Genomic DNA, 13696 nt, shown 5'->3' with positions numbered 1-13696 from the left:
GGCCCCGACCCCGGCCGCCCCCGTTCCCACCCGTGGCGCACTCGCGCTGCTGCTGTTGGGAATCGCCACCAGCGGGCTCGCCGTCTACCAGTGGATGGAGCTGCTCACGCTGCGCGCGGGCGGCGCCACCGCCTGCGGCATCAACGAGCACATCAACTGCGAGACCGTCTGGAACTCGGACTTCGCCAGCGCCGTGCACGACACGCTGGGCATCCCCATCGCCGGCCTGGGCCTTGTGTGGGGGCTCACCGCGGTGGGCCTCTCCGCGCTGTACCTCGCGTGGGCGAAGGCGAAGCGCTCCGTGCGTCCGGCCGCCAGCGGCCTGCGTCTGGTGGCGCTCGCGGGCGTGGTCTCCGTGGCCGTGTTCGCCGCCGCCAGCGCCCGGGTGGGCGTGGTGTGCCCCACCTGTCTGGGCACCTACGTGCTGGTGCTCGCCTTCGCGGCCGTCGCGTGGCGGGGCCTGCCCGGAGCGCTCCTGCCCCAGGCGGGCGAGTGGGGCGACACGCTCAAGTGGACGGTGGGCATCGCGGCCGTCGCCTTCGTCGCCATGCTGATGCCGGGCCGCGCCACCCCGCACGCGCCGAAGGCCGGCGCCTTCCTGCCGCCGCCCGTGGCGACGTCGTCGCAGCCGGCGGAGGCCTCGACGTCCAACGTGCCGCCCGCGCCCCCGCCGCCGGCCACGCTGGACGCCTTCCTCGCGAGCCTGCCCCGCGACCAGCTGCAGTTCCTGGCGAACGCGCTCGCGTTGTACCGCGAGGGCACGCCGAAGCCGGCCGCCTTCCCCGCGCGCCGGCTCTTCGGCCCGGTGGAGGCGCCGGTGAAGGTGCTGGAGTGGACCGACAGCAAGTGCCCCCACTGCAAGGCGCTGGTGGAGGAGCTGGCGCTCATCAAGCAGCACGCGCCCCAGGGCTCGCTGTCCGTGGAGGCGCGGCAGTTCCCGCTGGACGGCGCATGCAACCCGGCCATCCCGAAGCGCGGCCTGGACGCGCCCAGCGTGCGCTGTGACGCGGCCCGGGCCATGGTGTGCCTGGAGGGCGCGAAGGACTTCTGGGAGCTGCGCGAGAAGCTGTTCGCCGCCCAGGCCTTCCTGGACACCGACAAGGTGATGGAGATCGCCAGCTCCGGCTCCATGGCGCGCCCGCAGCTGGAGGCGTGCATGTCCGCGCCGGAGACCGTGGGCAAGCTGCGCCAGGACGTCGAATACGCCCTGAAGTACAACATCCAGGGCACGCCGCTCGTGCTGCTGAACGGCCACGAAATCCTGCCGTCCGCGACGCTCATCTACGCGCTGGTGCTGGCCCGGGGGAACCCCAACCACCCCGCCTTCAGCGTCCTTCCGCCGGCCATGGCCCCGCCGTCCGGTGGCGGCCACGAGGGCCACGCCCACCCGTAGGGACGAGGGCCGCACGTCATGGGCAAGCGCGACAAGAAGGCCGAGGCCCCGCCTGCGCCGGGGCCCTTCAACAACCCCTTCGCCGCCCTGTCCGCGCAGCGCGAGGCCCTGCCCGCGGGGCCACCTCCGCCGGAGCCCCGCGCGAAGCCCGAACCCAAGGGGCCCGCGCGCGCCGTCGTGCGCATGGAGCGCAAGGGGCGGGGCGGCAAGGAGGTGACGGTGGTGGAGCAGCTGGGGCTGCCGGCCTCGCAGCTCGACACCTGGCTCAAGGCGCTGAAGGGCGGCCTGGGCTGCGGCGGTGTCGTGGAGGAGGACGCGCTGGTGTTGCAGGGCGACCAGCGCGAGCGGCTCCCCGCGCTCCTGGAAGCGCGGGGGGTTCGCAAGGTCATCGTCGGCTGAAGGCCGCGCTCGCTGGGGAGGACTACAGCGCGGCGATGATGGCGTCGGTGAACTCGCGCGTGGTGGCGCTGCCGCCCAGGTCGCCGGTGCGGACCTTGGCGTCGCCGCCGTAGACCTTCTGGATTGCGCCCTGCATGCGGCGGGCTTCGTCCTTCATGTCCAGCCACTCGAGCATCATCACGGCGGACATCATCAGCGCGGTGGGGTTGGCGATGCCCTTGCCCGCGATGTCCGGGGCGGTGCCGTGCACGGCCTCGAAGACGGCGGTGCGCTCGCCGATGTTGGCGCCCGGCACCATGCCCAGGCCGCCCACGAGGCCCGCGCACAGGTCGCTGACGATGTCGCCGTAGAGGTTCTCCGTCACGAGCACGTCGAACCGGGTCGGGTCCTTGACGAGCTGCATGCAGAGGTTGTCGACGATGACCTCGTCGTACTGGATCTCCGGGAACTCGCGGCCGACCTTGCGGCAGCAGTCCAGGAAGAGGCCGTCCGACAGCTTCATGATGTTCGCCTTGTGGATGGCGGACACCTTCTTGCGGCCGTTCTTCTTGGCGAACTCGAAGGCGAAGCGCGCGATGCGCGTGGAGGCCTTCTCGGTGATGATCTTCAGCGCCTCGACGACGCCCGGGACGATGATGTGCTCCAGGCCGACGTAGAGGTCCTCGGTGTTCTCACGCACGACGACGAGGTCGACGTTCTCGTAGCGCGTCTTGACGTTGGGGACGCTCTTCACGGGGCGCAGGGACGCGTACAGGTCCAGCCGCTTGCGCAGGCCCACGTTCGCGGACGGCAGGCCGCCGCCGACGACGGTGCCGGTGGGGCCCTTGAGGGCGACACCGCTCTTGAGGACCGCTTCGACGGTCTCGTGGGGGAGGTTGGTGCCGAACTTGGCCACCACTTCGGTGCCGGCGTCCTTGAACTCGAACTCCAGCGGGACCTTGAGGGCCTCGAGGACGCGAATGGTGGCCGCGGAAACTTCGGGACCGATGCCGTCGCCGTTGATGACCGTCACAGTGCGCGTGTTCGCCATGGGGGCGGTTCACACCACAAATCCGGGGGGGCCGGAAGGACGAAAGCGGGCTCGTTTCAATCGGGACAGATGGTCGCCATCAGCCCCGGGCGGCCCGCTCCCCCGCCTCCCGGGTGTGCGAGGAGGAGCCCCGCTGGACGGACCCGGACCCTCCGTGACTGTGGGAGGGGGACAGGGGCTATCGCTGGACCGCGAGGATGCGCCAGTTCCTCACGTCCACAGCGTAGGTGGCGCCCACGTCCAGTGTCAGGCCTTCTGTTGTGCAGGCGCCCTTTCCGGGCGTGAAGGCCACGAGGACGACCTTCTCGGACAGGCTCTTGGCGAGGACGTCGTAGGAGTCCCGGCGCATGAGGCAGACCTCGTCCGGGGTGGCGTTTCGTGGGGGCCTCGCGTCCCGGGGCAGGAAGTCATCCATGGCGAGCTGGACCGCCGCGGAGAGCGTGCTCGGGATGAAGGTGTGTTCGCCCGGTGGGAAGCCCAGCGGAAACTGGAACGCGGCGGCCTCGGCGGCTGGTGCATGCGCTGGGCGGAACGGGCGCTGGAAGAGGCCGCACCCCGTCAAGGACAGGGCCATGAGCAGCAGGGCGGGTGTTTTCATGGGGTTCGCGTCGGAGACGCTACTTCGCCTCCACCGGGGTGACGACTCCCAGGTCCTTGTCCAGGTCCGACTCCAGGAGGCCCATCAGGATCCACGTCCCGTTCCGTCGCACGTAGACCTCTCCCGGCCGGGGGGCATGTCTGTACGGCAGGTACTTCATGACCGTGCAACCCCGGTCGAACTGGATCCGGATGAACCAGAGTTGATTGTCATTCTTGAGGTCGAAGATGGACAGGGGTGAAGGCGCCCAGGGATGGCTGTGATAGTCGGCCAGCGTCGAGGTCCGTCCCCGGGCGTCCACCACACGGCTGGGGGGAGTGCACTGCTTGCGCCGGGTGCTTCCCACCGGAACGGTCTTTCCCAGCGGAGAGCCGTGGCTTGCGTAGTAGACGCCCTCACCCAGTGAATAGATGGCCCCGCAGTACTCCTGGCCAAGGTCGTTGGCTGCGGCGCCCTCCAGCTTCATGATGGCGGGGCAGAGCTGGTCGATGACCTCATCCACATCCCTGGAAGGTTGAATGGCTTCCCACGGGCCCTGGACCCAGACGGTGTTTCCCGTGCGTCCGAACAGCCGTCCTTCGTTGTTCACGCGATAGGCACTTCCCGCGCAGGCGGAGAGCCACACGGGCAGGAGCCAACGAAGGGGAAGCCGCGCTCTCATCTCCAGCGTGTTCTAGGTCAGGAACACGATAGAGCAGAATCAACTTCAATCCAGGGAGAGGGCGGGGCTCTGGCTCAGTGGTCGAACGGAGACGGCGGCCGGGCCGGGGTGGAGCGGTTGCCCGCCGTGGCCGTGCGGCGCGTGCGCTTGCGGCGCTGGATGGCGTAGGGCCGGTAGAAGGTCTCCCACATCGCGGCCCGGCGGCCCCGGGGACGCGTGCGCAGCTCTCCCAGCGGTGCCCGGATGAAGAAGGACGCGGTGAAGAGGTAGGCCGCCGCCACCGTGAGCAGCAGCAGCGAACCCATCACGATGGGACCGGGAATCCACGCCACGTGGGCCCGCTCCACGAAGTCGCTGAAATCCCGGGGCGGACGCGGGTGGCTGTAGACCTTGAAGAACCACGTCACCAACAGGACGATGAGGATGGGCCCATACGCGCGGTTGAGCCGCGTCGCGATGGCCGACAGCAGCGACAGCTGGATCTGCGGCCTGGACATCTCCACCGCCAGCTCCCGCAGCGCATCCGGATCCACCGGCTCCCGCCGTAGCATCGGCGCCCACCAGCCGTCCTCCAGCAGGCGCACCCGGCGGTTCCACAGGTCGTAGTAGCGGTAGCGGCGCGCCTCGATGAGCAGGAACGACACCACCATCCAGATGCCCACCAGGAACGTCACGTGCGAGCTCTCCGGCGTCGCGAAGCCGAAGGAGATGACCGCCGCCGTCGTGGTGAGCGCCCAGTTCGTCGTCGTGTCCAGGCGCGTGCGCCACGTGTCCGAACGGCTCAGCTCCCCACGGAACAGCTGCGCCATGGCCTGCTGGGAGACCAGGGGCTGCTCCAGATCATTCGGCCTGCGCTCTTTCACACTCATCCGTGCCAGGGAAGGTGGGGATGACCCGAGCCATCAGCCAGGGCAGCCAGCCAGCCGGGCCCTCGTGCTCCGTGGCGGGGCCTGACGGTGTGCGAGGGCGGACACTCGCGCGCGCCGCCGCCGGGGGGGCCGGGTGGCTGCGAGCAGGGGGAGTGCGCATCGTCCGCCCTTGAGCGTGCCTTCCGATACCGCCATCACCGCACTGTCAGGCCTGCTCTCCGACGAGGGCGAGCGCATCACCCGCCTGTGGGCCAAGCGCCTGCGGGCGGAGACCTATGAAGTGGAGGTGCCCGGCCGCGACCTGCGCGCCCCCCTGCAGCACCTGCTGGAGGAGCTTGCCCGCCTGCTCCGGGACCGGGGCGAGGACGCGGTGCGGCTGTGGCCGGAGGTGGTGCGCTCGCACGGGGCGTTCCGGTACGACCAGAACTTCGAACCCGAGGACCTGACGCGCGAGTTCAAGTCGCTCCAGGAGGTGCTGCTGTACGTCTACGCGCGCCGCAACGGGGGCCTCATCGACGCGGACGTCGCGGAGCTGGTGTCGGAGCTGGTGTGGGAGGCGGACGCGTCCGCGCAGGCCTCCTACGCGCGCGTCCTCAAGACGGAGGAGGTCCGCTTCCGCGAGGCCGCGGTGATGGAGTCGGTGCTCAACCATGTGGAGGTGGGCATCCTCCTCGCGGAGACGGACGGCATGGTGTCCTTCGCCTCGCCGCCGGTGAGCCGCCTGATGGGCGTGCCCATGCGCGCGGTGGTGGGCGCGCGCGCCGCCAGCTCGCTGTCGCCCGTGCTCACGCAGGTCAACGCGCGGCATCCGACGGGCGAGCCCTTCCGCGTGCAGGACATGCCGTTCCTGCGCGCGCTGCGCGAGAAGGGGCCGGTGCGCGGCGTGATGATGGTGGTGGAGCGCCCCGGCGGGACCGACGCCACGCTGGAGATGAGCGCCACGCCGGTGTGGGAGGAGGACCATGTCCTCGCTGGCGTCATCCAGACCTTCAGCGACCGGACCGAAGCGGCGGTGAAGACCAAGGCGCTGGAGAGCGCCCACGGCGAGGTGCGCAGGCTCCAGGGGCAGCTCCTGCGGCGCACGCGGCAGCAGGCATTGGGGCAATTGGCGAGCGGCGCCGCGCACGCGCTCAACAACTTCCTCAATGTGCTGCGCTTGCGCATCACGCTGCTGCAACGTGAATACAAACCCGAGCACGTGGAGGCCCTGGACAAGACCGTGCGCCAGGTGGGCGAGCTGGTCGCGCGGCTGCAGGAGTTCGGAGTGCAGCGCACCGAGGAGCGCCTGGCCAACGTGCCGGTGGACCAGACGGTGCGCGAGGCCTTGGAGCTGGCGCGAGGCGAACTGGAGCAGCGCGAGCACCCGGTGCACACGGAGCTGGACCTGGGCTTCCCGTGGGGTGTGAAGGCAGACGCGGGCTTCTTCCGCGAGCTCATCGTCAACCTGCTCTTGTCGGCGCGGGACCGGATGGAGGGAGGCGGCACGCTCCAGGTCCACACCCGTCCGGAAGGGGAGGGATGGCTGTCATTGAAGCTGGAGGACGGAGGGCCGCCCTACGCGGTGGAGGAGCTGGCGCGTCTGTTTGATCCGCTGCGCCGCGACCCGGGCGCGCCGCAGTTCTCGCTGTTCCTGGCGGTAGCGCGCACGCAGGTGCAGCGCTGGGGCGGAGAGCTGACGGTGGAGAACCGGCGCGACGGTCCGGGCGCGAGCTTCGTCGTGCGGCTGCCGCGCTTCAGTGACACGGTGGCAGGCACCGGTGCCTCCCACGAGCCGGTGCGGATGGCCCCGGGAGGCGTGCCGCACCTGACGCGGCCCGCGCGCCGCGTGCTGGTGGTGGACGACGACCTGGACAACGCGCGGATGATGGCCGAGGTCCTGGGTGAGGAGGGGTACGACGTGCAGGTGGCGCACAGCCCGGAGCTGGCCTTGCGCATCTGGGAGAAGCATCCCTTCGACGCCGCGCTCCTGGACGCGGTGATGCCGGAGATGACCGGCTGGGAGCTGGCGCGCGAACTGCGGCAGCGCTCGCCCCAGACCTTGCTGGCCATCGTCACCGGCATGGACGTGCGAGGACAGAACCGCGCGAGTCTGGCGTTGGTGGACGCGGTGTTCCGCAAGCCCATCGACGTGGGAGCGCTGGACGAGTTCCTCGCGCAGACCCGGGGTGAGGAACCGCCCGCCGAAGAGCTGGGCGCTCCGGACGGAGGCCATTAGAGTCCCCGCGCGTGATGCCCCTGGCGGAACTGGAGCGCCTGCGCCGCAAGGTGGAGGCGGGAGACGTGCTCAGCGACGCGGAGCTGGACGCGCTGCGCGCGGAGGCTGCATCGAGCCCCGGACCCACGCTGCGCCTCGCCGTGGCGCATGCGCTGGTCAATGCCGACGCCGAGCGCGAGGCCCTGCCGCTGATGCAGGCCCTGCGGCGCGACTTCCCGGAGGACCTCCAGGTGCGCCTGGGGCTCGCGCGCGCGCTGCTGGGCCTGGAGCGGCACCGCGACGCGGAAGGCGAGCTGCGCGAGGCGCTGGTCCTGAGTCCCGGTGACCCGGAGGCCCTCAAGGTGCTCGCCGTGCTCGCGCTGCGGCAGGGCGAGGCCGCTCGCGCCCGTGCCTACGTGGCGGAAGCCGTGGAGCGCGACCCCTTCGACGCGGAGGCGAAGCTGCTGCGCGCGGAGCTGGAGGCCGCGGACCTGCCACCGTCTCCTGCGCCCCAGGAGCAGGTGCTGCGCCCGGAGTTCACCGCCGCGCTCACCGCCGCGCTGGGTCGCGCGGGCGTGGGCTTCCGACGCCAGGGCAAGGACCTGCTGGTGAAGCTGGCCTCGGGCGGCGTGGGCCGCGTGGACGTGGGTTCGCTGTATGCCGCGTATCGCGAGGCGCCCGGGGCCCAGGGACTCACCGCGCACGCGGAAGCGCTGGCGGCACGGCTGGGAGGACTGTCCTCGGGCGTGGGGCCGACGGGCGTGGCGCTGGAGGCGCTGCGGCCCGTGCTCAGGCCGGCGGGCTTCGCGGCGACGGCCCAGGGCGCGTTGTTCCGGCCAGGGCCGGCGGGGCTGGAGGTCTTCTACGTGCTGGAGGACGCGGAGTTCGTGCGCTACCTGCCCGCCAGCGCGCTGGTGGATTCAGGGCTCACGCTCGAAGCCGTGGACGCGGCGGCGTGGCGCAACCTGGAAGCGCATCCCGCCGACGTGCGGCCTGTCGTCATCGACCAGGGTGAGGTGCGATTGGCCGAGGCCTTCTCCGGCGTGTGGGCCGTGACGGGCGGCGACGGATACGACGGCGCACGGCTGCTCACGATGTCGCAGCGTCGGTGGCTCGATGCCGCCACGGGCGGGGGACGCCTGCGCGTGAGCCTGGGCCGCCGCGAGGTGGCGCTGCTGTGCCGGGCGTCGGACGCGGATTCGGTGCAGGTGCTCACGGCGTGGGGACATGCACCGGACGGAGTCCCCGGCCTGTTGCTGCTGGAGGGTGAAGGGCTGCGGTTGGAATGAGGCCGTGCGCTCAGGTCTCAAGCGCCCGCTGATACACCTTCAAATCCCTCTCACTGTGGAGCACCACCGTGACCTGCTGGAGTGAAGGCAGACGCTCCAGGGCGGCGCGAATCTCCTTCAGCGCGATGCGGGCGGCCCGTTCGATGGGGAAGCCGTAGGCCCCGGTGGAGATGGAGGGAAAGGCCACGGTGCTTAGGCCGTGCTGCTCCATGAGGGCGAAGACATTCCGGTAGCACGTGGCGAGCACCGCGTCTTCGTCGTGGTCTCCGCCCTGCCACACGGGCCCCACTGCGTGGATGACATGGGCCGCAGGCAGACGGTAGCCCCGGGTGATGCGGGCCTGTCCAAAGGGACAGCGGCCCAGGGTGCGGCACTCCGCGAGCAGCTCCGGTCCCGCCGCCCGATGGATGGCCCCGTCCACACCACCGCCTCCGGACAGCGCGGAGTTGGCTGCGTTCACGATGGCATCGGCCTTCACCTGCGTGAGGTCGCCCTGCACCAACTCTAACCGAGACGTCATCGCGAAGCCCTTTCGCGGGCCTCAGCCCGCCGTGCCCAACGGCAGCGTGTCCACGAAGCGCACCTCGCGGAAGCCCAGCGTCAGCAGCAGTCCCCGCAGCGAGCGCTCCGCGGACTGGCGCGCCTTGTCCTGGAGCCGCGTGTCCTGACGGACCTCTCGCTCGAAGGCGAGGCGGGCCTTCTCCAGCAGCTGCGCCGTCTGCGCGCTGTCCAGGTTGGAGTCGATGATCTCCGTCTCCCCCGGCCGCAGCGCCACCGTCACCTCCATGGGCGGCAGGAGCACGTCCACCCGCGTTCCCGTGGCGTGCAGGTGGCTTGCGTCGAAGCGCTGGAAGTCGAAGCCCAGGTGCGCGTCCGCGAACACGATGGCGCGCCCGTGCGGGTTCTTCAGCGTGTAGCTCGCCCAGAGCAGCACGTCCTTCCACAGGGCATCGGTGGCCTCGGGCTCCGGCGCGAACGCGACCTTCTTGTAGAGGGCCACGTCCAACGTCTCCAGCCTCGCCACCTCCCGCATCTGCTCCACAACCACCGCGCTGTCCGGCAACTTCGGAGCGGCCGGGCGCAGCAGCACCCACGCGACCAGCGCGCCGAGCGCGGCGGCGGCGAGGACGGAGAGGACTCGCGAGAGGTTCGCCATGGCCCGGCAGTCTACCCGCTTCCTTTGCACCGGCGTCCTGGGGCAGCGTGTCGCCTGAGCCCCTGGCGGGCTTCGGAGGCAGGATGGACCTGACGGACGCGGAGGTGGAGGCCCTGGGCACGCACGGATACTTCCTGCGCGACGGCTTCCTCGGCGAACCCCGGGCCCTCGCGGTGCGGGACGCGGCGCTGGCTCGCGTGGCGGCGGGCGTGCTCCGGCCCGCGGGCATCCGGCGCGGCGCGGACCACTCGCTCGACACCTCCGTGCGCGGCGACCACATCGAATGGGTGCTGCCCGGCTCGGACGCCGCGCTGGAGACCCTGTGGCACCACTTCCGTGAGCTCGGCGACGCGGTGTCCTCGGCCGCGTACCTGGGCCTGGGGCGCTTCGACGTGCAGCTCGCCTGCTACCCCGGGGGCGGCGCGCACTACGCGCGGCACCGCGACGCGTTCCCGGGCCAGTCCAACCGGCGCCTCACCGCCATCTGGTATGCCAATGCCGGCTGGACGCCCCAGGACGGCGGCATGCTGCGCCTCCATCCCGAGGACACTGGCACCCCGGTGGACGTGGCACCGGTGCTGGACCGGCTCGTGGTGTTCCTGAGCGAGCGGCTGGAGCACGAGGTGCTGCCCTCGCACGCTACCCGCCTGGCCCTCACCGCCTGGTTCTACGGCCGGGGCGCCTAGCCCGCGTCCCAACCGAGGACAGGGCCCGCATCCCAGCTGGGGCCCGGACCCGCATCGAACGCGGGGCCCGCGTCCCACGTCCCGGCGTCGACCTCGCCGTGGCGGCCCTCCAATACACCGACGATGGAGATGGCCCCGGTCCCCCCAGTGCCCGGGCAGTTGTGCGGGTTGCGCATCAGCGTGATCTGCGTGTACGCGACAGACCCTTCGTACACGTCCACGAACGCGCTGCCGGCGTACACCACGAGCCCCGCGGTGTTGTAGGCCCGCACCGTCACCGAGCGCTCCTCCCCGACGGGGACCGCGTTGATGCTGCCCTGGATGTAGCTGTTCCACACGGAGAGGGCCTTGGGCCCGATGGTCGGGAAGTCCGAGGCGGACACGGTCGCGTCCGCGCTCGCGACGCCGCACGCATCCCCCTGCAACGAGATGCGCATCTGCACGGCCTCCTCCCCGGGTTTGCCCTCCGGCCCGGTGCCCTCTCCGGGCTGACAGGCCGCGCCCAGCAGCGCACAGCCCATTCCCAACACGGCTCCCCAAGCGGCTCGCTTCAAGTTCCCTCCCTGGTTGCGCATCGACCGCGCGCCGTTGAGACACGCTCGCCCGCCAGGTTGGGACATGGCTGTTTTCAAAAAGGCACTGGAACCGGGCAACCCCTACCGCCGTGAAGGACCCCGCCTGCCTGCCCCCCAGGCAGCTTTATTTTCAGGTGCTCCCCCAAGAGGGGAGATGGCGTCTGGAGCGGCCGTCATTCCTGCCCTCCGCTGCGACAGTGCCTAGGTTCCCCCACAGTCATCTTCGTACGGGAGGTCCAGATCATGATCCAGAACAGGACGAAGCGTCATTGGGTGACAGGGTTAGCGATGGGGGCATCGCTGGTGCTCCTCGCTGGCTGCGGAGGTTCGAAGGCCGCTCAGGTAGACGACAAGATGATGGCGCGGGTCCCCGAGGATCAGCTCGGGGACGTGCGTGAGGCGCAGCAGGTGCGCACCAAGGCCGCCGACAACGTGACGCGGGCCGAGGTGGCCGTGCGTGACGCGGAGCGTGCCGCGGAGGTCTCCCGCCGCAACGGGGACGCCGCCCGCAGCCGCGTGGAGGCCGAGCAGGCCGCCGTGAAGGCCGCGGAGGCCACCGGCCAGTCGAGCCCCATCGCGCAGGCGAAGTCGAGGCTCCAGGGCGCGGAGGCGGGGCGAGCCTCGGCCGAGGCCCAGGTCGCCTGGAATGAGCGCAAGACGGACACGCTCAAGGCGGAGAAGGACCTGCGCGACGCCGAGCTGAAGGTGGCGGAAGCGGAGCTGAACCTGGCCCAGTACAAGGCGCTGGAGCAGTCCGGCGACGTGCGCACCAAGGACATGTCCGAGTCGAACTTCTTGTCCGCCATCGCCAACGCCAAGCGGGAGGTGGAGGACTCGCGCCGCCGCGTGGACGAGCAGAGGCGCACGGAACAGCAAGCCCGCGCCCAGTGGGAGCGCCTGCGCTCGCAGACCCCGCAGGCCTTCGGCGGCAGCGGCTCCACGGACTGACGCGTCCAGGGCGGACGTCTTGCTGACGTCATGAACCGCTCGAACGGGACGGGCCCCTCGCACCTTGCGTGCAGGGGCCTGTCCTCGTGTCCGGCGCTCACTCCACGCGCAGCGTGACGGCGCCCTTCAGGTCGCGCTGGAGCGTGAGCCAGAGCGCCTTGCCCTCGGTGTCCACCGACGCGAAGTAGTCCGTGTCCGCGGTGAGCTTCTGCCCGTTCAGCGTGACGGCGCCGGGCGCGGCCGTCGCGGTGTAGTCATGCACCACCAGCATCGGGTGCACGAGCGTGCGGCCCGCGGTGTCGAACGCCAGCGCCACGCGGTTGGACGCGGCGTTCGCCTCCCACGTCGCATGGACGGGGTTGTAGCCCGCGACGTCGTAGGTCACCTCGTCCGTGCGACCCACGCCGCCCGGGCCGCGCGTGCGCACGGTGCCCTCGGTGGCGGTGAGCTTCACGCCCTGCCACGCCTCCACCTCCGACGCGAGCGACAGCACCGGGTTGGCCGCATGCGTGCCCAGCACCATGAAGACGGAGTAGCTCTGGTACGGGTAGCCGGAGAGCATCACGCCGTCATCGCCCAGGCGCGGGTACTGCCGCATGCCCACCGCACCGAAGTTGCTGCCCCAGGCGAGCCGGTGGGAGTTGGTGACGAAAGGCAGCTCGTACTGGTTGAGCTGGTAGGCCCAGTTGTAGTCCACGGGCATGGGGCCGGCTTCGTGGCGCGTGCCCCACTCGGGATACAGCCAGTAACCGCCCGCGGGCTTCTGCTGCCACGTCTGGGTCTGCACCGCGCCCATCTCCGCGTCCGGCGCGGCGGTCCACATGCGCGTGTAGGGGACGACGTTGGGCTCGCGGTAATCCCAGCCCGTGGCCATCGTCACCGGCGAGCCCAGCGTGACGAAGCGGTAGCGGTCACCCCAGCCCAGGCCCGCGATGTCCGCGTTGGCGTTGCCGTCGAAGCCCAGGTCTCCGTAGGGCGAGCGCACGTCGGCTTGAATCCGGTCCGCGGGGAAGCCGGAGGAGTCATGGGTGATGGCGTAGAGCGGGTGGTCGCGGCCGGTGGCGAAGAGGTACTGCACCGTCACCTGCACCACGTTGCCGTCCAATGACAGCGGCCACTTCAGCTCGTGCAGCGCGTGGTGGGCGCCCTTGAAGACGGTGCGCCCGGTGCCGCGCGCGTCCTGGGTCCACGCGCCCCACGTCTGGCCGTTATTCAGGTGGCTGGTCACCATGCCCCAGCCGGGCACCTGCGGGTTCTGGCCGTCGCAGATGCGAGGGGCCCCGGCGACCTCGTAGGTGTAGCGGCGGACGTAGCCGCCATTCCAGCCCGCTGGATCCGCCGCGTTGTTGCGCACCAGCGACACCGAGCGCAGGCGGCAGTCGTGGTCGCGCCAGACGTAGCGGTCCGTCCGGAAGCCGCCCAGGTCCTGATCACACTGCAACCGCACCGGCGCGCACGTGCCGCTGGCTGGGTCCGTCCCGGGCAGGTCGGTGGCGCAGACATCCAGCCCGGCGGTGTCGCCGGGATCGCTGGGGTCGTCGTTGCGCACCTCCTTGCTGCCGCAGGCCGCCAGTCCCAGGGACAGCAGGAGCACGGCGCGGCGCGCGGAGACAGGAGCGGGGTTGATTCCAGAAGGCATGGCGGTCCCTTGTGAGGAGTGCCCCGGTCTCCTGTCACCCTCACACCCGGTGATGCAAGCCTCCACCGCGAGCGCCTGTCCGGTTCACTCCCCAACCGTCAGCAGCCGGGCAGCCAGGCCTCAGCTCCCGCGGCAGGGGGGCCCCGGAGTGCCAGGGCCGTGATCACCCTGGGGGAATGGCGGACGCACGGCAGCTCGTCGCGGTGGGAATCCTCGGCCTCTTGTCAGCACCCGCGCTCGCGGAGGAGGGGGTGGAGGG

14 protein-coding genes are annotated in these 13696 nt (G+C 70.9%); 6 read left to right on the top strand and 8 right to left on the bottom strand.

The window, feature by feature from the left end; all coding sequences use genetic code 11:
• Both D7V97_RS28520 and D7V97_RS28515 read left to right on the top strand, forming a co-directional pair.
• Positions 1-1393, top strand: a 1393-nt coding sequence (locus D7V97_RS28520) for a vitamin K epoxide reductase family protein (RefSeq protein WP_233583279.1), incomplete at its 5' end; no start/stop codon positions are given.
• A gap of 18 nt (positions 1394-1411) precedes the next feature.
• The gene (locus D7V97_RS28515) at positions 1412-1792 is read left to right on the top strand and encodes a translation initiation factor (RefSeq protein WP_120613795.1); all 381 of its coding nucleotides are present in this window, start codon (positions 1412-1414) and stop codon (positions 1790-1792) included.
• Between the two features lie 22 nt (positions 1793-1814).
• On the opposite strand, the gene D7V97_RS28510 is transcribed toward D7V97_RS28515, so the two are convergent.
• The 4 genes from D7V97_RS28510 to D7V97_RS28495 all read right to left on the bottom strand — a co-directional run bounded on the left by D7V97_RS28510 (position 1815) and on the right by D7V97_RS28495 (position 4950).
• Positions 1815-2822, bottom strand: a complete 1008-nt coding sequence (locus D7V97_RS28510) for an isocitrate/isopropylmalate dehydrogenase family protein (RefSeq protein ID WP_120613794.1) — start codon at positions 2820-2822, stop codon at positions 1815-1817.
• Positions 2823-3000: 178 nt separating this feature from the next.
• The gene (locus D7V97_RS28505; RefSeq protein ID WP_120613793.1) at positions 3001-3420 is read right to left on the bottom strand and encodes a hypothetical protein; all 420 of its coding nucleotides are present in this window, start codon (positions 3418-3420) and stop codon (positions 3001-3003) included.
• Between the two features lie 19 nt (positions 3421-3439).
• A complete protein-coding gene (locus D7V97_RS28500) occupies positions 3440-4009 on the bottom strand; it encodes a hypothetical protein (RefSeq protein WP_233583278.1) in 570 nt (189 codons plus the stop codon).
• Between the two features lie 146 nt (positions 4010-4155).
• The gene (locus tag D7V97_RS28495) at positions 4156-4950 is read right to left on the bottom strand and encodes a DUF2270 domain-containing protein (protein WP_120613791.1); all 795 of its coding nucleotides are present in this window, start codon (positions 4948-4950) and stop codon (positions 4156-4158) included.
• A 175-nt stretch (positions 4951-5125) separates the two neighbouring features.
• Between D7V97_RS28495 and D7V97_RS28490 the strand changes: the two genes are divergently transcribed.
• Both D7V97_RS28490 and D7V97_RS28485 read left to right on the top strand, forming a co-directional pair.
• On the top strand, positions 5126-7165 hold the full coding sequence (locus D7V97_RS28490) for a hybrid sensor histidine kinase/response regulator (RefSeq protein ID WP_120613796.1): 2040 nt from the start codon (positions 5126-5128) through the stop codon (positions 7163-7165).
• Positions 7166-7179: 14 nt separating this feature from the next.
• Positions 7180-8433: a tetratricopeptide repeat protein gene (locus D7V97_RS28485; RefSeq protein WP_120613790.1), complete on the top strand. Its 1254-nt coding sequence runs from the start codon at positions 7180-7182 to the stop codon at positions 8431-8433.
• A 10-nt stretch (positions 8434-8443) separates the two neighbouring features.
• Here D7V97_RS28485 and D7V97_RS28480 read toward each other — a convergent pair whose 3' ends face one another.
• Together D7V97_RS28480 and D7V97_RS28475 are read right to left on the bottom strand one after the other, a co-directional pair.
• The gene (locus tag D7V97_RS28480; protein WP_120613789.1) at positions 8444-8953 is read right to left on the bottom strand and encodes an O-acetyl-ADP-ribose deacetylase; all 510 of its coding nucleotides are present in this window, start codon (positions 8951-8953) and stop codon (positions 8444-8446) included.
• Between the two features lie 21 nt (positions 8954-8974).
• The gene (locus D7V97_RS28475; RefSeq protein WP_120613788.1) at positions 8975-9589 is read right to left on the bottom strand and encodes a DUF4230 domain-containing protein; all 615 of its coding nucleotides are present in this window, start codon (positions 9587-9589) and stop codon (positions 8975-8977) included.
• Positions 9590-9672: 83 nt separating this feature from the next.
• Between D7V97_RS28475 and D7V97_RS28470 the strand changes: the two genes are divergently transcribed.
• A complete protein-coding gene (locus D7V97_RS28470; RefSeq protein ID WP_120613787.1) occupies positions 9673-10275 on the top strand; it encodes a 2OG-Fe(II) oxygenase in 603 nt (200 codons plus the stop codon).
• Here the strand turns inward: D7V97_RS28470 and D7V97_RS28465 are convergent.
• A complete protein-coding gene (locus D7V97_RS28465) occupies positions 10272-10829 on the bottom strand; it encodes a hypothetical protein (RefSeq protein ID WP_147445009.1) in 558 nt (185 codons plus the stop codon). The two genes, D7V97_RS28470 and D7V97_RS28465, sit on opposite strands and share 4 nt — an antisense overlap.
• A gap of 264 nt (positions 10830-11093) precedes the next feature.
• On the opposite strand from D7V97_RS28465, the gene D7V97_RS28460 reads away from it, so the two are divergent.
• Entirely contained in the window at positions 11094-11798 is a 705-nt protein-coding gene (locus D7V97_RS28460) for a hypothetical protein (protein ID WP_120613785.1), read from the top strand.
• A 97-nt stretch (positions 11799-11895) separates the two neighbouring features.
• Here the strand turns inward: D7V97_RS28460 and D7V97_RS28455 are convergent, their stop codons facing one another.
• Positions 11896-13437, bottom strand: a complete 1542-nt coding sequence (locus D7V97_RS28455; RefSeq protein ID WP_120613784.1) for a hypothetical protein — start codon at positions 13435-13437, stop codon at positions 11896-11898.
• Positions 13438-13696: the final 259 nt, after the last annotated feature.

Source organism: Corallococcus sp. CA053C, assembly GCF_003611675.1.
Taxonomy (GTDB): domain Bacteria; phylum Myxococcota; class Myxococcia; order Myxococcales; family Myxococcaceae; genus Corallococcus.
Note: the sequence above shows the minus strand (reverse complement) of the source record. Positions and strands in the feature narration are given on the sequence as shown.